15 protein-coding genes are annotated in these 16850 nt (G+C 65.6%); 8 read left to right on the top strand and 7 right to left on the bottom strand.

The genetic code is table 11. The annotated features are described in order from the left end of the window. The first annotated feature begins 305 nt into the window (after window positions 1-305). The gene (locus AB3X98_RS29570) at window positions 306-1517 is read left to right on the top strand and encodes a helix-turn-helix transcriptional regulator (protein WP_069266057.1); all 1212 of its coding nucleotides are present in this window, start codon (window positions 306-308) and stop codon (window positions 1515-1517) included. A 95-nt stretch (window positions 1518-1612) separates the two neighbouring features. On the opposite strand, the gene AB3X98_RS29565 is transcribed toward AB3X98_RS29570, so the two are convergent. From AB3X98_RS29565 to AB3X98_RS29545, 5 genes are all read right to left on the bottom strand, one after another. Then, window positions 1613-2314, bottom strand: a complete 702-nt coding sequence (locus AB3X98_RS29565; RefSeq protein WP_069266058.1) for an ABC transporter ATP-binding protein — start codon at window positions 2312-2314, stop codon at window positions 1613-1615. Beyond that, window positions 2314-3084, bottom strand: a complete 771-nt coding sequence (gene livG / locus AB3X98_RS29560) for a high-affinity branched-chain amino acid ABC transporter ATP-binding protein LivG (protein WP_368606626.1) — start codon at window positions 3082-3084, stop codon at window positions 2314-2316. Before livG ends, AB3X98_RS29565 begins: the two co-directional genes overlap by 1 nt. Then, on the bottom strand, window positions 3081-4352 hold the full coding sequence (locus AB3X98_RS29555; protein ID WP_368606625.1) for a high-affinity branched-chain amino acid ABC transporter permease LivM: 1272 nt from the start codon (window positions 4350-4352) through the stop codon (window positions 3081-3083). The genes livG and AB3X98_RS29555 overlap by 4 nt, the downstream gene beginning before the upstream one ends. A gap of 7 nt (window positions 4353-4359) precedes the next feature. Then, a complete protein-coding gene (gene livH, locus AB3X98_RS29550; RefSeq protein WP_368606624.1) occupies window positions 4360-5286 on the bottom strand; it encodes a high-affinity branched-chain amino acid ABC transporter permease LivH in 927 nt (308 codons plus the stop codon). Between the two features lie 147 nt (window positions 5287-5433). After that, window positions 5434-6549 (bottom strand): branched-chain amino acid ABC transporter substrate-binding protein, encoded by a 1116-nt coding sequence (locus tag AB3X98_RS29545; protein ID WP_069266179.1) that lies wholly within the window; start codon window positions 6547-6549, stop codon window positions 5434-5436. Window positions 6550-7563: 1014 nt separating this feature from the next. Between AB3X98_RS29545 and AB3X98_RS29540 the strand changes: the two genes are divergently transcribed. The 3 genes from AB3X98_RS29540 to AB3X98_RS29530 all read left to right on the top strand — a co-directional run bounded on the left by AB3X98_RS29540 (window position 7564) and on the right by AB3X98_RS29530 (window position 10394). Next, window positions 7564-8553 carry an ABC transporter substrate-binding protein gene (locus AB3X98_RS29540; RefSeq protein WP_368606623.1) on the top strand — a complete coding sequence of 330 codons (990 nt, stop codon included), beginning with the start codon at window positions 7564-7566 and terminating at the stop codon, window positions 8551-8553. A 148-nt stretch (window positions 8554-8701) separates the two neighbouring features. Next, the gene (locus AB3X98_RS29535) at window positions 8702-9598 is read left to right on the top strand and encodes an ABC transporter permease (RefSeq protein ID WP_069266063.1); all 897 of its coding nucleotides are present in this window, start codon (window positions 8702-8704) and stop codon (window positions 9596-9598) included. 1 nt (window position 9599) lies between these two features. Next, window positions 9600-10394: an ABC transporter ATP-binding protein gene (locus AB3X98_RS29530; RefSeq protein WP_368606622.1), complete on the top strand. Its 795-nt coding sequence runs from the start codon at window positions 9600-9602 to the stop codon at window positions 10392-10394. 105 nt (window positions 10395-10499) lie between these two features. On the opposite strand, the gene AB3X98_RS29525 is transcribed toward AB3X98_RS29530, so the two are convergent. Beyond that, on the bottom strand, window positions 10500-10901 hold the full coding sequence (locus AB3X98_RS29525; RefSeq protein ID WP_368606621.1) for a PaaI family thioesterase: 402 nt from the start codon (window positions 10899-10901) through the stop codon (window positions 10500-10502). A gap of 344 nt (window positions 10902-11245) precedes the next feature. Here AB3X98_RS29525 and AB3X98_RS29520 point away from each other — a divergent pair, with 344 nt between their 5' ends. Further along, window positions 11246-12391, top strand: a complete 1146-nt coding sequence (locus AB3X98_RS29520; protein WP_342947191.1) for an alanine--glyoxylate aminotransferase family protein — start codon at window positions 11246-11248, stop codon at window positions 12389-12391. 32 nt (window positions 12392-12423) lie between these two features. Here the strand turns inward: AB3X98_RS29520 and AB3X98_RS29515 are convergent, their stop codons facing one another. Continuing rightward, complete coding sequence (locus AB3X98_RS29515; RefSeq protein WP_368606635.1) at window positions 12424-13170, bottom strand: class I SAM-dependent methyltransferase; 747 nt, start codon at window positions 13168-13170, stop codon at window positions 12424-12426. Window positions 13171-13367: 197 nt separating this feature from the next. Here AB3X98_RS29515 and AB3X98_RS29510 point away from each other — a divergent pair, with 197 nt between their 5' ends. The 3 genes from AB3X98_RS29510 (at window position 13368) to AB3X98_RS29500 (ending at window position 16848) form a co-directional block, all read left to right on the top strand. Beyond that, a complete protein-coding gene (locus tag AB3X98_RS29510; protein ID WP_069266181.1) occupies window positions 13368-14054 on the top strand; it encodes an HAD family phosphatase in 687 nt (228 codons plus the stop codon). A 173-nt stretch (window positions 14055-14227) separates the two neighbouring features. Further along, window positions 14228-14692, top strand: a complete 465-nt coding sequence (locus tag AB3X98_RS29505) for a MarR family winged helix-turn-helix transcriptional regulator (RefSeq protein ID WP_368606620.1) — start codon at window positions 14228-14230, stop codon at window positions 14690-14692. A gap of 17 nt (window positions 14693-14709) precedes the next feature. Continuing rightward, complete coding sequence (locus AB3X98_RS29500; protein WP_069266067.1) at window positions 14710-16848, top strand: FUSC family protein; 2139 nt, start codon at window positions 14710-14712, stop codon at window positions 16846-16848. Window positions 16849-16850: the final 2 nt, after the last annotated feature.

Here is a 16850-nt window from a genome sequence, read left to right as displayed (position 1 = left end):
GCGCCTGTTTGGACGCTCAATTATCGTGAGCGCGGCGCGCTTGTCCAGTACCCGCAATGCATCGGATGTAACGAAACCCGAAATCTCTTCTGACGAAAGCGAATCGTAGGTTTGATCGTCTATTCATTCAGAATAGGTACCCCGGGATGTTGCAGTGCATCCCCTCCCGCCCGCCGTTTGCAAACGTGGATTCAAGCCCTGAGCGCCCCCTTGCGTCGTTGCAGTGCCACATGGCCCTGTATGCAGCCTCGTGCGGCCTGCCCTGCGGCCTTCTGCCGTCGATAATTTCCAGCCTGGAGACCATCATGGGGCCCACCACGGCCGCACACGCCGCGGCTATCGATACTGTGGCACACAGCGCGCGCGCTCGGTACGGCGAGCCCGATGATACCGGCGGCCTGATCGACGCGATCTACGATGCCGGCTTTGACGCGCAACGCTGGCCGGATGTGTGTGCGCGCATCGCGCAACGCATCGGCGCGCAACACGTCAATCTCACCATGCTGCCGCCCGAAAGCACGTTCTCGCTCGCCGAGTGGGACGGCATCGACGCTTCGTTTGCCCAATCGTACGCGCAGCACTACGGCGGCTTCGATCCGCTCGTGCCGCAGGTGCGCCGCTGGGCCGCCGGCACGCTCGTCACCGACACGATGATCCACTCGCAGGGGAGTCTGCAACGCAGCGCCTTCGTGCAGGAGTGGGTGCGCCCGCAGCGCTTCTACACGGTGGCCTTCGCCAACGTGCTGCGTGAAGGCGATATGGCCGCCGTGCTCGGCGCGCTGCGCCATGAAACGCGCTTCTATAGCGAAGACGAACTGGACGCGCTGCGCACGCTGCTGCCACATCTGCGCAATGCCTTGCGCGTGCAGCGGCACACGGCGCGCACCCTCGCCTCGCGCGATCAAAGCGCGAATGCCCCCGCGGACGCACTCGACGCGCTCGCGCATGGCGTGCTGATCGTCGACGCCGATGCGCACATCGTGTTCGCGAATCGCGCCGCCACGGCGCAGCTCGCGCGCGCAAACGGGCTGCGCACCGAACACGCCGTGCTCAGCGCCGCCACGGCTGCCGCCACCCAGCAGTTGCGCTCGCTGATTGCGCGAGCCGCGGGGCGCGACGTGCGCGGGCGCAGCGGCGGCGCGATGCTGATCGCCCGCCAGCCGCCCGACGAACCGCTGCAGGCGCTCATTTCGCCGCTAGGCGAGCACCGTCACGCCGACTATTTCGCCCACGGCTCGCGCGCCGGCACGGCCATGCTCATCGTGATCGATCCGCAATCGTCGCGGCGCGGCGTGGAAACGCGTCTTATCGCGCTGTTTGGACTCACGCCCGCGGAAGCGCGCGTGGCCTGCGAGGTCGGCAAGGGCCTCAACCCTAAGGACGTGGCCGAAGTGCTGCAGGTGCTGCCCTCGACGGTGCGCACGCATCTGCATCACGTGTTCGCGAAAACCACCACGCGCCGCCAGGCCGAGCTGATGCGTCTGATCGCGCAGCTTGCGATTGCACGCGGCGATTGATTCGACATTTCGTCGACGCAAAAGAAGCGGCCCGCGCATCCCGCGTTCGACGAACGCGGATGGCGCGGGCCGCAGTGCGGTCTTGTCCGCGACGATCAACCGCCCAGGTAGGCGCGCTTGATGTTGTCGTTGGCGAGCAGATTGTCGGCGCTATCGGCGAGCACGACGCGTCCGGTTTCCAGCACATAGCCGCGATCGGCCACGTGCAGCGCCTTGTTCGCATTCTGCTCGACGAGGAACACCGTCACGCCCTCTTCGCGAATCGTGCGGATGATGTCGAAGATCTGCGCGATCACGAGCGGCGCGAGGCCGAGCGTGGGCTCGTCGAGCAGCAGCAAACGCGGCTTGCTCATGAGCGCGCGGCCAATGGCGAGCATCTGCTGCTCGCCGCCCGACATCGTGCCCGCGCGCTGCTTCGCACGCTGGTTCAGGCGCGGGAACAGCTTGAACACGTGCTCGATGCCCGCATCGATCTCGTGCTGCGAGGCGAAGAAGCCGCCCATCTGCAGATTGTCGAGCACCGTGAGGCTCGGGAAGACGCGGCGGCCTTCCGGCGAAATCGCCATGCCCTTGCGCATGATCTCGTGCGTGGGCATGCGCGTGATGTCCTCGCCTTCGAACGTCACTTTCCCCGCGGATGCGCGCGGCGTGCCGCACACGGTCATCATGAGCGTGGTCTTGCCGGCGCCGTTGCTGCCGATCAGCGTGACGATCTCGCCCTTGTTCACTTCGATCGACACGCCCGCCAGCGCTTGCACCGCGCCGTAGTGGGTATGGACCTTTTCCAGCTTCAGCATCAGTCCTCTCCGAGATAGGCCTTGATCACGCGCGGGTCGTTGCGCACTTCGTCGGGTTTGCCGATCATGATCGGCTTGCCGTGCTCCATCACCAGGATGCGGTCCGACACGCCCATCACGAGGCTCATGTCGTGCTCGATCAGGAGTACGGAGATTCCGAACTCGTTGCGCAGGCCGTCCACCATCTGCTGCAGCTCGACCTTTTCCTGCGGGTTCAAGCCTGCCGCGGGTTCGTCGAGCATCAGAAGACGCGGATCGGTGATCATGCAGCGCGCGATTTCGAGCCGGCGCTGATGGCCGTACGACAGCGTGCCCGCTTCGCGATTCGCGACCTGCTTCAGGCCCACGCGCTCGAGCCAGTACGCAGCACGCTCGAGCGCGGCGCCTTCGGCGCGGCGATAGGCGGGCGTCGCGAACAGGCCGCTCAGCATGTTGCGGTTGACCTTCAGGTGCTGGGCGACCATGAGGTTTTCCAGCACCGTCAACTGTTTGAAGAGGCGAATGTTCTGGAACGTGCGCACGAGGCCGCGGCGCGCGACCTGGTGGCTCGGCTGGCCAGTGATGGCGTGGCCTTCGAGCACGATGTCGCCCGCGGTGGGCTTGTAGAAGCCGCCCACGCAGTTGAACACCGTGGTCTTGCCCGCGCCGTTCGGCCCGATGATCGCGAAGACTTCGTCCGGACGCACGTCGAAGTCGATGCCGTCCACGGCCAGCAGACCGCCGAAGCGCATCTGCAAGCCGGCTACTTTCAACAACGCTTGTGCGCTCATTGCGGCAACTCCACGTGCGGACGGCTCGCGGGCAACAGGCCCTGCGGACGCCACATCATCATCAGCACCATCACCAGACCGAAGATCAGCATGCGGTATTCGGCAAAGCCGCGCGCCACTTCGGGCAGTACCGTGAGCAGGACCGCGGCGAGCACCACGCCCAGCTGCGAGCCCATGCCGCCCAGCACCACCACGGCGAGAATCAGCGCCGACTCGATGAAGGTGAACGACTCGGGCGTGACGAGCCCCTGGCGCGCCGCGAAGAACGCACCGGCGAGACCCGCGAACGACGCGCCCAGCGTGAACGCCGAGAGCTTGATGCGCGTGGGGTTCAGGCCCAGCGAGCGGCACGCGATCTCGTCTTCGCGCAGCGCTTCCCAGGCGCGGCCCATGGGCATGCGCAGCAGGCGGCTCGTGACGAACAGCGTGAACGCCACCAGAACGAGCGCGAGCAGGTACAGGAAGATCACCATGTGCTCGCCGCTGTACTCGATGCCGATCAACTCGTTGAACGTCTTCGCGCCTTCCACGCTCGCGTGGCGGGCCATTTCGAAGCCGAACACGGTGGGCTTGGGAATGCTGGAGATGCCGTCCGGGCCGCCCGTGATGCTCGTGAGATTGTTGAGCAAGAGGCGGATGATCTCGCCGAAGCCGAGCGTGACGATGGCGAGATAGTCGCCGCGCAGGCGCAGCACCGGGAAGCCGAGCACGAAGCCGAAGGTGGCCGCGGCAAGCGCGGCGAGCGGCAGGCATTCCCAGAACGTGAAGCCGAAGTACTGGTTGAGCAGCGCATACGTGTAGCCGCCCACTGCATAGAAGCCCACGTAGCCGAGGTCGAGCAGACCCGCGAAGCCCACCACGATATTGAGGCCGAGGCCGAGAATCACGTAGATGAGCGCGAGCGTCGCCACATCGATCGCGCCGCGCGAACCGAGAAACGGGAACACCGCGCCGAACGCGAGCAGCACCCAGATCGCCACGCGCTGCTGACGCGCGCCGAGCGCGGGGGCCCGGGGCAAGCGCACGTGACTCGTGGCGCGCACGAACATCGGCTTGACGAGCTGGAACACGAACACTACGGCGGCCGCGATCCACACCGGGCGCCAGTGCTGCTGCAGCACGACCTGATAGCCATCCAGCGTGAGTTGCAGGCCCAGGATGGGGGCCGTGAGGATGATGGTCGCCACGGCGGCGGCGAGCGCGCCTTTCACCGTTTGCGAGGAGGACGGGCCAACTGCTGCCACGCGAACCGAAACAGTCTGACTCATTTCGACCTCACACCTTTTCGACGTCCGGCTTGCCGAGCAGGCCGGTGGGACGGAATAGCAGCACGAGCACGAGCAGGCCGAAGGCCACGACGTCCTTGTACTCTGCAGGCATGTAGCCCGACGCGAAGGTTTCGGCGAGACCGAGCAGCACGCCGCCGAGCATCGCGCCCGGAATGCTGCCGATGCCGCCCAGCACCGCGGCCGTGAACGCCTTGATGCCCGCGATGAAGCCGATATACGGATTGAGCTTGCCGATCGTGAGACCGATCAGCACGCCGCCCACCGCCGCGAGCATGGCGCCGAGCACGAAGGTGAACGAGATCACGCGGTTCGTGTCGATGCCGAGCAGGTTCGCCATCTTCATGTCTTCCGCGCAGGCGCGGCACGCGCGGCCCATGCGCGAGCGCGAGATGAAGAGCGTGAGCGCGATCATCAGCACGAGCGTCACGCCGACGATCAGCATGCGCGAGTACGGAACCGTCACTTCGAAGTTGCCGCCCATGTTGAAGTCGAGCGCGCCGGAAATGAGCATCGGCACGGACACGTCGCGCGCGCCCTGCCCGATCTGCACATAGTTCTGCAGGAAGATCGACATGCCGATGGCGGAGATGAGCGGCACGAGGCGCGGCCCGCCGCGCAGCGGCCGGTACGCCACGCGCTCGACCGAGAATCCGTAGAGCCCGGTGACCACCACCGAGACGATGAGCGCCGCGCCCAGCACGAGCGGCAGCGGATAACCCGCCGAGGTGCCGATGGCCGTGAGCGTGACGAGGCCCACATAGGCGCCGATCATGTAAATCTCGCCGTGAGCGAAGTTGATCATGCCGATGATGCCGTAGACCATCGTGTAGCCGATGGCAATCAGCGCATAGATCGCACCCAGCGTGAGCCCGTTGACGAGCTGCTGGGTGAACTGAGGAAGAAAATCATTCATGCGTAAGCCCCGCGGCCGTGAAGCCGATGAGAGACCTGTGGAGAGACCTTTGGAACCGTACCAACCCTTTTTTAGTTGCGCGCACAACCGCTATAAAAACGCCCCGTCCACGAGAAGGCGGGGCGTTGGCAGCGTGCAGCGCCGGGATCAGTTCGCAGCGGTCTTGGTGGCGTCCTTGTGCCACGTGTAGACGACGAAGCGGAACGACTTCAGGTCGCCCTGTGCGTCGTATTCGACCTTGCCGATCGGCGTGTTGAACGCGTTCTTGTGCAGGTAGGCCGCGACCTTGGTCGGGTCCGTGCTCTTCGCGCCGGCGATGCCGTCGGCGATCACTTCGACTGCCGCGTACGACGGCATCTGGAACGGGCCGTTGGCGTCGCGCCTGGCGTCGGCGAAGGCCTTCACGAGCTTGGCGTTGGCAGGGTCCGAAGCGAAGTCGGCCGGCAGCGTGACGAGCATGCCTTCCGAAGCCGGGCCGGCGATGGCCGTCACGTCCTTGTTGCCCACGCCTTCCGGACCCATGAATGTGGCCTTCACGCCCTGTTCACGCGACTGGCGCATGAGCAGGCCCATTTCCGGGTGATAGCCGCCGAAGTAGACGAAGTCCACGCCCTGCGACTTGAGCTTCGTGACGACTGCCGAGTAGTCCGAATCGCCGGCGTTGATGCCTTCGAACACGACGACAGGAATGTGCGCCTTGTCGAGCGCGGCCTTGACCGAGGTGGCGATGCCCTGGCCGTACGACTGCTTGTCGTGCAGGATCGCGACCTTCTTCGGCTTGACCTTGTTGATGATGTAGGCGGCGGCAGCCGGACCTTGCTGGTCGTCGCGGCCGATGGTGCGGAAGATGAACTGGCGCTTCTTGCCTTCGGTCAGCTGCGGCGCGGTGGCCGACGGCGTGACCATCACGACGCCTTCGTTCTCGTAGATGTCCGAAGCGGGAATCGTCGAGCCCGAGCAGACGTGGCCGACCACGTACTGGATGTGCTGCGAAACGATCTTGTTGGCGACGGCGACAGCCTGCTTCGGCTCGCACGAGTCATCCATCAGGACGGCTTCGAGCTTGTTGCCGTTCACACCGCCGGCGGCGTTGATCTGCTCGATCGCAGTCAGCGCGCCCGCCTTGACCATGTCGCCGTACTGGGCGACCGGGCCGCTGAACGGGCCGGCAATGGCGATCTTCACGGTGTCGGCGTTTGCGCTTGCACCAAATGCGAGCAGCGCGGCGGCCACGGAAACGGAGGTAAGGCGGGACAACGACATCATCAGGAGCTCCTCGATTGTTTTCGGGTCAACCGGTCAGACGGAATGACCTGCGCAAACGAACAGCGCCCCAATGATCTTCAATGGGGAACAACCACGACGAGCACCAGAGAAAAAAGACGTGACGGGGCCCGGCGTGTATCAGCGCCCTGGTAGGCGGCTGAGTTCGGAGAGACTGCTGAGTTACAGACTCTGTTGCGCAAGCATTCCGCCTGCCCCGTTCGCTGCAATTCGTACCGGAAAGGTGGACCGGCCTGAATCAGCGACCGGCGGATGCTATCAATAATCCCATTTCACCGCAACCAGGGGTTTTTTCGGATATCGAGTTGAGTTTTGAAATCGGTCAATAGAGGGGCATGTCGGAAAGCGCTTGAAAACGCTCGTGAAAATAGTCTTTCGGGCGGACGGCAGACTAGTCACCGGGCTGCGATGACCGACTGGCGCGGATGTATGGAATTCCTGCATTTCTTGATTTTTACGCGCTGTCGATCGTTATTTTAATTCCAATGAAATCTGATCGACGAATGGCATCTTGCAATAACTTTAAAAGTTAATCTTTTATCGCGATAAAAGCGTCGATCCCATAATCGATCAATCGGGATTACCCTAAATGCAAAATGCGCCAAATCATTGATTTCAAAGAACAAATATTACGAAATCCTTAAAATTGAAGTTCTATATTCGCTGAACTGGCACCATAAATCTCACACCGCCCTACTTTTCCGCCTTCCACTATGGAACCGCGAAAGCTTTCGTTAAAGCACGAATTTTTCTCATAATCGAATCGAGTGAGTTCGAATTAATCCGCGCGACACCGTGGCGCGCCCGCCTCACTGGCTCGGCACCGCGTTCCAGCCCCGCAAGAGACGGTGGTATCCTCGCTCCCTCGCCGCGCCCGCATGCACCACTACGGCGCATGCCGCGTGCTCTCGCGCCACGCGTGAAGCCGGCGACGCCACACCGTGCAGATCCGAAAAAACCGCAAGAACCCAGCACTGGGGGAGATCAAACAGAATGAAGACCTTCAAGCAGGCAGCCGCTGCCGCCACCCTTTCCCTGCTCGCCGGCGCCGCCGCACTCGCGCTGACTTCGGCCGCCGCACGCGCCGCCGAAACCGCGACCGTGGAAGTGCTGTCGATCGTCGAGCATCCCGCGCTCGACGCGATCCGCGACGGCGTGCGCGACGAACTCAAGGCCGCGGGCTACGACGCCGGCAAGAACCTCAAGTGGGAATACCAGAGCGCGCAGGGCAACACGGGCACCGCCGCACAGATCGCGCGCAAGTTCGTCGGCGACAACCCGAGCGCGATCGTGGCCATCGCGACGCCGTCGGCGCAAGCCGTTGTGGCCGCAACGAAGTCCGTACCCGTGGTGTACTCGGGCGTGACCGATCCGGTGGCCGCACAGCTCGTCAAGACGTGGACGCCGAGCGGCACGAACGTGACCGGCGTTTCCGACAAGCTGCCGCTCGACAAGCAGGTCGCGCTCATCAAGCGCGTCGTGCCCAATGCGAAGACCGTCGGCATGGTCTATAACCCCGGCGAAGCGAATTCGGTCGTCGTCGTGAAGGCGCTCAAGGCACTGCTCGCGCAACAGGGCATGACGCTCAAGGAAGCCGCCGCGCCGCGCACCGTGGACATCGGCCCCGCAGCGAAGAGCCTGATCGGCAAGGTCGACGTGATCTACACGAACACCGACAACAACGTCGTTTCGGCCTACGAAGCGCTCGTGAAGGTCGCCAACGACGCGAAGATCCCGCTCGTCGCCTCCGATACGGACAGCGTGAAGCGCGGCGCCATCGCGGCGCTCGGCATCGACTACAGCGACCTCGGCCACCAGACGGGCAAGGTCGTCGTGCGTATTCTCAAGGGCGAGAAGCCGGGCACGATCGCCTCGGAAACCAGCAGCCAGCTGCAACTGTTCGTGAACCCGGCCGCCGCGCAAAAGCAGGGCGTCACGCTCTCGGCCGACCTGCTCAAAGACGCGACCACGGTCGTGAAGTAAGGCGCAGGCATGGCGCATCGCACGCAGGCACACTGCCTGGCCCGATAAAGGCCATTACACGCGCAACGGCGCGCCGCCCCATCCGGGCGGTGCGCCGCGCGTCGATTCCGGCGCACCGCCGCCGCAGACCGCAACAGGATTCTTCCCCATGTCCCTCTACTCGCTTCTGGGCGCGCTCGAGATCGGCCTGATCTTCAGTCTCGTGGCCCTCGGGGTGCTGATCTCGTTTCGCATCCTCAACTTCCCCGACCTCACCGTCGACGGCAGCTTCCCGCTGGGCGGCGCCGTCGCCGCCACGCTGATCGCGGCCGGTCACGATCCGTTTCTCGCCACCGCCTGTGCGGTCGTCGCTGGCGCCATCGCCGGCTTCATCACCGGCTGGCTCAACGTGCGCCTGAAGATCATGGATCTGCTCGCGAGCATCCTGATGATGATCGCGCTCTATTCGATCAACCTGCGCGTGATGGGCGCGCCGAACGTGCCGCTCATCTCCGAGTCGACGGTATTCACGATCATCCAGCCCGCCTGGCTGCCCGACTACGTGCTGCGTCCGCTCGCGCTCCTCGTCGTCGTACTGGCTGCGAAGTTCGGCGTGGACTGGTTCTTCTCGTCGCAATACGGCCTCGCGCTGCGCGCGACGGGCGCGAACCCGCGCATGGCGCGCGCACAGGGCATCGCCACGGGCCGCGCGACGCTCGCCGGCATGGCGCTCTCCAACGCGCTCGTCGCGTTGGCCGGCGCGCTCTTCGCGCAAACCCAGGGCGGCTCGGACATTTCGATGGGCATCGGCACCATCGTGATCGGGCTTGCGGCCGTGATCATCGGCGAGAGCATCCTGCCCGCGCGCCGGCTCATGCTGACCACGCTCGCCGCCGTGCTCGGCGCGATTCTTTATCGCTTCTTCATTGCGCTCGCGCTCAACAGCGACTTCATCGGCCTCAAGGCGCAGGACCTGAATCTCGTTACTGCAGTGCTCGTGACGATCGCGCTCGTGCTGCCCGCCACGCGCAAGAAGCTGTTTGGCCGCAAGAACGGGAGGGCATGAGATGCTCAGCGCCAAAGACCTCAAACTGACTTTCAACCCCGGCACGCCGATCGAAACGCGCGCGCTGCGCGGCCTCACGCTCGACATCCCGAGCGGCCAGTTCGTGGCCGTGATCGGCTCGAACGGCGCGGGCAAGTCCACCTTCCTCAACGCGATCAGCGGCGACCAGAGGGTGGATGGCGGCACGATTACCATCGACGGCCAGGACGTCACGAAGAAACAGGCATGGGACCGCGCGCATCTCGTCGCGCGCGTGTTCCAGGACCCGATGGCCGGCACCTGCGAGGCGCTCACCATCGAAGAGAACATGGCGCTCGCGATGGCGCGCGGCAAGCGCCGCGGCTTCGGCCCCGCGCTGAAAAAGCAGGATCGCGAGCTGTTCCGCGCGAAGCTGCGCCTCCTGAATCTGGGCCTCGAAAATCGCCTGTCCGATCGCATCGGCCTGCTTTCGGGCGGCCAGCGCCAGGCGGTGAGTCTGCTGATGGCGTCGCTGCAGCCTTCGCGCATCCTGCTGCTCGACGAGCACACGGCGGCGCTCGATCCGAAAACGGCCGCGTTCGTGCTGGAGCTGACCGCACGGATCGTGGAAGAGGCCAAGCTCACGACCATGATGGTCACGCATAGCATGCGCCAGGCGCTCGACTACGGACAACGCACGGTGATGCTGCACCAGGGGCAGGTTGTGCTCGACGTCTTGGGCGATGCGCGCCGCGGCCTCGACGTGCCGGACCTCCTGCGCATGTTCGAGCAGACCCGCCACGAGAAGCTCGACGACGACGCGCTGCTGCTGGGATAAGTGCCCGCGCCCAGCGTTAAAAAGCCCGCCCTTCAGTCGAAGCGGCGGGCTTCTGCTTTTCAGCGAAATTATTTCGGATACCGATTCAAATGGGCGGCGTTTCGGTCATGCCTTCTTCGGATACGAATACTTGAAGGTCCCCTGCGCACTCGCGATCAGCAAACGATCGTCCACCCACGCCTCGGCGCGCGCAAAGAAGATCGAACGGCCGCCGCGCTCCAGAAACCCCTTCGCGCGCACGAACTGACCAAGCCCCTTATCGAGGTAGTTGGTCGTGAGCGAGAGGGTGAAGCCATGACGCGGCGGGTCGCCGCCCGGCGCGAAGAGTCCCGCGTAGCCGGCGGCAGCGTCGAGCAGCGTGGCAATCGCGCCGCCTTGCAGCACGCCCTGGCGATTGAGCTTCGAGGCGTCGATGGGCATCACGAGCTCCGCGTAGCCCTCGCGCCACTGCGCGACGCTCACGCCGAGCGTTTCAAGAAACGGGTTGTCCACGGCGAATTGCGACATACGCGGTCTTCCTTGCATTATCGGGCGATGCGATTGATTATAGGGTGGCTGCCGCAATGCCGCAGCGGGCCGCTGCGCCGCCCGTACGACTGTTCAGCGAAATTCCGCGCAACTGTACATGGTCAGCGCTGCCGCGCCACACAACACTGCCTGATGGCGCGCCAATCGCGCGTCTCACGCAACTCCCTTCAAGGTAAAACCAGGTACTCAAGATGAACGACAACGCGCTCCACCCCGACCCGCTGGCCACTTCGCGCACAGCGGCGGCAGCGGCCGAGGCCGCGCCCGTGCCTTGCCCCAGCGTCGAAACGCTCGACCGCATCCTGCCCGAGGAGCCGCTCCTCATGATGGGTGCGGGCCCCGTGCCGATTCCCGACGCCGTGGCCAAGGCCAATACCGTCGTCATCAATCACCTCGGCGACACCATGGCGCGCGTCATTCACCAGGTGAAGACGATGGCGCGCTACGTGTTCCAGACGCGTTCGAACTGGGTGCTCGGTGTGGCCGGCCCCGGCTCGGCGGCCATGGAAATGGCGATCTCGAACCTCGCGTGGCCGGGCACGCGCGTGCTCTCCATCGTCAACGGCTTCTTCAGCCAGCGCATGGCCGAAATGGCGGGCCGCGTGGGCGCCGAGGTCACCACGCTCGACGTCGCCGACCGCCAAATCGCCTCGCTCGAAGCCGTGGCGCAAGCCATCGAGCGCACGCGCCCGGCCGTCGTTACGATCGTGCACGGCGAAACCTCCAATACGGTATGGAACCGCGAGCTCAAGGAAATCGTGCAGCTCGCCAAAGCCGCCGGCGCGCTCGTGGTGGTGGACGCCGTCTGCACGCTGAGCACCATGCCGCTCGAAATGGACGCCTGGGGCATCGACGTCGTCATCACGGGCGGCCAGAAGGGCCTCTCTTCGATCCCTGGCGTTTCGCTCATCGCCTTTTCGGACGCCGCCTGGGAGCGCGTGCGTACGCGCACCGCGCCGAACACGCACTGGTGCCTCGACGCCATACTCGCCGAAAACTTCTGGCACAACGCCGGCTATCACTACACAGCGCCCGTCTCGGGCGTGCTGGCGCTGCACGAAGCATTGCGCCTCGTGTGCACGGAAACGCTCGAAAAGCGTTTTGCGCGCCACCTGCGCTGCTCGCTCGCGCTGCAAAGCGGCGTGAGCGCGCTGGGTCTCGCGCTCTATACGCCGCAAACGTGCCGCCTGAATTCCGTGGTCGGCATCGGGCTGCCCGAGGGCGTCACCGCCCGCGAGGTGTGCAATCACATCTCGCAGCAATACCAGGTGGAGATTGCCGGATCGTTCGGTCTCCCGATCGTTCGAATCGGGCAGATGGGCGAACAGTGCCGCGAGCACAACCTCTTTCGCACCGTGCATGCGCTTGGTCGCACGATGAGCGATCTCGGCGTGAAGGTCGATCTGCCCGCCGGAGTTGCCGCGCTCGAAGAGTCGCTTTCGGCCGGCTCGCGCGAAGCGCGGCGCTAGGCGCTTGCGGCGCCATGGCGCCGCTCGACCAGTCAAACGCGCCGTGCGCGCACACAGATGAACGCCGGGGCCTGTGCCAGTTCCGCGTGCAGCGCCGGCGACACCGCCTTCATTTCCGGTTGTGGCATGGGTTCGAGCACGCGGTCGATGGCCCAGCCCGCTTCCATGAGCGCGTTGAAGATATCGGCAAGCGGGCGCCTGAACGCTTCCACCCACGGCTTCGGCTCGCCGAAGCCGCCCCAATGCAGGCCGAATCGCGTCGTCTCGAAGTAGGTGCGCGAACCGCGCGTGCGCGTGTCGATCCAGTCGCGCATGGGATGCGACATCGAAAACACCAGCAGTGCGCCGGGGCGCGCCACGCGGTGAAACTCCTGAAATGTCGGCGCGAGGTGCTCGACGTAGTCGAGGGCCAGCGAGCACACGATGCGGTCGACCGAGCCACTCGCGAGCCAGTCGAGCGGCCGACCGAGATCGCCCTGCGCGATGTCGACCGCGAGGCCTGCGCAGCGCGCCTTCGCCAGTTGGACCATCGCGGGCGTGACGTCGAAGGCCTGCACCCGTGCGCCCTCGCCCGCCAGCTCCGCGCTCACGATGCCGGGCCCGCAGCCCGCGTCGAGCACGTCGAGCCCCGCTACCGCGCCTAGCAGCGAGCGTGTGGCGGGCCGTTCGTAGAGCGCGTTGTGCGGCTTGACCGGGGCCTGCTCGGCGTAGCGGTCGGCGAATTGTGTGTAGCTGGCGCGGCCGGGGAGTTCGTTGGGGGTCTTTTCGTCGGTGGACATCAGAGCGGTGGGGTAGCGATTGGGTACGCTATTGTCCATCGTTTCGCACGGGCCGACCAACGCCGCACCCTGCACGGCTTGCCCGACAGAAAGCCACGCAAACGCGACCCCGGTTATCATCGCGCTCTTGCGTGCGCGATCCCGATGCGCGCCGCATGACGCAACCGCAGGCAACTGAAAGCAACCGCAGGCAAACGATGTCCCCCATCCCCTTCGACGCCATCCTCTTCGACTGCGACGGCGTGCTCGTCGACTCAGAACGCATTACGCACGTGGTGCTCACGCAGATGCTGGGCGAACTCGGCTGGACACTCACGGTGGACGAAGCCATGCGCATCTTCGTCGGTAAGGCCGTGAAAGACGAGGCCGCGCGCATCGAAGCGCATACGGGGTTCGCGATTACCGACGCCTGGCTCGAAGGTTTTCGCGCGCGCCGCAACGACGCGCTAGAGCGCGATCTCGTCGAGATTCCGGGCGCGCCCGCCGCCGTGCGCGCGGTGCACGCGGCAATGAACGGGCGCATCGCCGTCGCCTCGGGTGCGGACCGGCGCAAGGTCGAGCTGCAGCTGCGCAAGGTGAACCTGCTCGACTGCTTCGCCGGCCACATCTATAGCGGCCACGAAACGCCGCGCAGCAAGCCGCATCCCGATGTCTATCTCGCGGCGGCGGCCGGCCTCGGCGTGCAGGCCGCCCGCTGCGCCGTCATCGAGGACACGGTCACGGGCGCGCGCGCGGGCCTCGCCGCGGGCGCCACGGTGTTCGGCTTCAGCCCGCCCGAGCCCGGCCACAGCAGCGCTCAGGCGCTGCTCGAGGCGGGCGTCGCACACGTATTCACCGACATGGTGCAGCTTCCCGCCCTGCTTTCCCGCTGGTCAAATAGTTAAGCGCGTACGAAACAACGCCAAAAAAGCCGTGCGCCTCGCGCACTGTTGGCCGTACGCATCACCCCGCATCAGATAGAAAGCAGGCCGCCGACGAGTCGCATACCATCCGATTCGTGGCGCTGCGAAAGAAAAAGATAGTTTGCTATCGAATCGCTTTGGGCTATGATCCGCCGATGTCGAATCTTCATACTTTACGCCTTGCGGTCAGCAGCACGCTCGTCGTGGCGGCACGCAAATGGCGGCGCACGACGCACGGCGCCCTCACCGCATACAACGTCTCCGAGGCGTGCGCCGCGCCGCTGCTCACCGCCGGGCGCCTTGGCGAAGCCGTGCGCCAGGTGACGCTTGCGGAGCACGTGGGCATCGAAGGCCCTTCGCTCGTGCGCCTGCTCGACCAGCTGTGCGCCGCGGGCCTCGTGCGCCGCGACGAAGACCCCGACGACCGCCGCGCAAAAACGATCTCGCTCACGAGCGAAGGCCGCGCCGTGACCAAGCGCATGGAGGACGAGTTGCGCTCGCTGCGCGCCCGCGTGCTCAAAGGCGTGAGCCGCGCCGACCTCGAAGCGACGCTGCGCGTGCTCAACGCGTTCAACGCCGTTCCCCCCGCAGACCAGGCTGACCGGCCCTTACACGACTGAAAGCAGAAAGCGGACTCATGACCTACCCCTCCATCCGCGACTGGCTCTTTTCGGTCAAGACCTTCGCCGCGTCGATGCTGGCGCTCTATATCGCGCTCAAGTTTCAGCTGCCGCGCCCCTATTGGGCGATGGCCAGTGTGTACATCGTCTCGAACCCGTTCGTCGGCGCCACGCGCTCGAAGGCGCTGTACCGCGCGCTGGGCACCGCGCTCGGCGCGGCCGCCGCCGTCGCGCTCGTGCCGCCCTTCGTCGAAACGCCGCTGCTCTTCAGCGCGATCGTCGCGACCTGGACGGGAACGCTGCTCTATCTGGCGATCTCCGACCGCACCGCGCGCAGTTACGTGTTCATGCTCGCGGGCTACACGATGCCGCTCATCGCGCTGCCCACCGTGAGCGATCCCACCACGGTGTTCGACGTGGCGATCGCGCGTACGCAGGAAATTACGGTCGGCATCATTTGCGCGAGCGTGGTGGGCAGCAACATCCTGCCTAGCCGCCTCGCGCCCACACTCATCGAGCGCGCCGACGCATGGTTCCGCGACGCCGCCTGGTACGGCCGCGAAACGCTCTCGGGCCATATTGCGGGCAAGGCGCTTTCGGCGTGCCGTCAACGTCTCGCCGCCACGGTCAATCAGCTCGAATTCCTGCTGAGCCAGTTGAGCTACGACCATACGCACCCCGAGATCCTCGAGCGCGCCGAGTCGCTGCGCGGGCGCATGCAGCTTTTTCTGCCGATGATCTCCGCGCTCGCCGACCCGCTCGTCGCGCTGCGCCGCGATCTGCACGTGTGGCCGGAGGGCCTCGACAGCCTGCTCGCCGACGCGGCGCGCTGGTTCGACGAACCGCTGCCCACGCGCGCCGCCGAAATGCACGACGACGCGGGCGACCCGACCGCAGAGAATCTGCGCAAGCGCATCGCGACGCTGCAGCCCGCGCGCGACGCACTCTCGAGCTGGGAAGGCGCGCTGCTCTCGAACGCGCTCTGGCGGCTCGGCCAGGTGATCGACGTGTGGCAGGACTGCCGCGCGCTGCGCGCGCTCATCGCGCACGAAGCGAAAATCGGCTCGTGGCGGCCGCGCTATCGCCATTGGCGCCTTGGCGGCACCGAACGCTTCTACGATCGCGGCCTCATGGTGTTTTCGTGCCTCGTGCCGGTGAGCGCGATTCTCGTGGCCTGCTGGCTATGGGTCAGTTCGGGCTGGCACGACGGCGCGGGCGCGGTAACGCTCGCGGCCGTGGCCTGCTGCTTCTTTGCGGCATCCGACGAGCCCGCGCCGCTGGTGTTCCGCTTTTTCCTCGCCACCGCGGCGAGCGTGGTATTCGCGGGCCTCTATCTGTTCGTCGCACTGCCCAAGGTGCACGACTTCGCGATGCTCGTGCTGCTGTTCGCAGGCCCGTTCATCCTGATCGGCACGCTCATTCCGCGCCCGGCCTTCAACATGGTGACGATGCTCGTGGCCGTGAACACGGCCACCTTCATCAGCGTGCAGAGTGCTTACGAGTCGGACTTCTTCGTCTTCCTGAACAGCAATATTGCCGGTGTGGCGGGCCTCCTGTTCGCCTACCTGTGGACGCGCGTCACGCGCCCGTTCGGCGCCGAGCTCGCGGCGCGGCGCCTCCTGCGCTCGAGCTGGAGCGATGTCGCGCTCTCGGCATCGCCCACGCCTATCGCGGACCAGCGCAACCTCACGTCACGCATGGTCGATCGCCTCATGCAGCTCATTCCGCGTCTCGCGGCTTCCGACGAGCACCGCCATCCGTCGATCGAGAGCTTCCGCGACCTGCGTATCGCGCTCAATTCGCTCGATTTGCGCCGCTCGCGCCACAAGCTCGACGGCGACGTGCCCGACGCGATCGACCGCGTGCTCGCGGGCGTGAGCGACCACTATGCGCGCTGCGCGCGAGCGAGCGAGCGCCAGGACGCCCCGTCGGCGCTGCTCTCCAGCATCGACGACGCCATGCGCCGCGTGGCGGCCCGCGCGCGCGCGCAACTGCCGCCCGCCACGCTTGCCGACGCCGATGCCCAGCCCGCGCCGCGCGCGCTCGTCTCGCAGCGCTGGCTGCGCGACACGCTGCACGCGCTGGTGGGCCTGCGCATCGCGCTCTATCCGGCCCTTGCGGCACAATCGCCTTCCAACCCGGAGGCCGCGGCATGAGC

It is taken from the genome of Paraburkholderia sp. BR14312 (assembly GCF_040948675.1).
GTDB classification, from domain to species: Bacteria; Pseudomonadota; Gammaproteobacteria; order Burkholderiales; family Burkholderiaceae; genus Paraburkholderia; species Paraburkholderia nodosa_A.
This window is presented reverse-complemented; position numbering and strand designations above follow the sequence as displayed.